This window comes from Psychrobacter sp. Rd 27.2, from assembly GCF_001921755.1.
Lineage (GTDB): Bacteria > Pseudomonadota > Gammaproteobacteria > Pseudomonadales > Moraxellaceae > Psychrobacter > Psychrobacter celer.
Genome location: NZ_MRYB01000106.1, coordinates 1 through 388, shown reverse-complemented (window position 1 = coordinate 388; position 388 = coordinate 1). Strand labels below are relative to the sequence as shown.

The following is a 388-nucleotide window of genomic DNA, read 5'->3' as shown; positions in this document are numbered from 1 at the left end:
GCAGATTGCCTCTTGAAGTAGCGTCGTCGATCATCTGTATGCGAACGTCTTTATCAAGCTTACGTATTTGTTCTTCTAATAACCTAAAATCACCGGTGAGTTGTGACGCAAGCTGGTATATTTCACGGATATATTCACGCTGTTCATTGTCGCTCAACGTATGTACCACACCTGCCTGCAAATCGTCTATTTGACGCTGAATGGCTGCTTTTTTTTCTTCAAGTAACTTAACTCGGCTATCAGTATCTTCATTGGTAACGACCACAAAATCTCGAACAGCTTCTTGTACGATACGCAAGTGTGAGGCACTGACACCAATACTACGTTCTTCTAGCCCATGACAAAAGCGTATCACCATTTCTGTTGCATCAGTTTTGGTCAATAGATC

Annotated in this window: 1 protein-coding gene; it reads right to left on the bottom strand. The window is 42.3% G+C overall.

Going from position 1 to position 388, the window contains the following annotated elements:
* A partial coding sequence (locus BTV99_RS12795; RefSeq protein ID WP_143507198.1) for a DUF3375 family protein occupies positions 1–388 on the bottom strand: 388 nt, incomplete at both ends.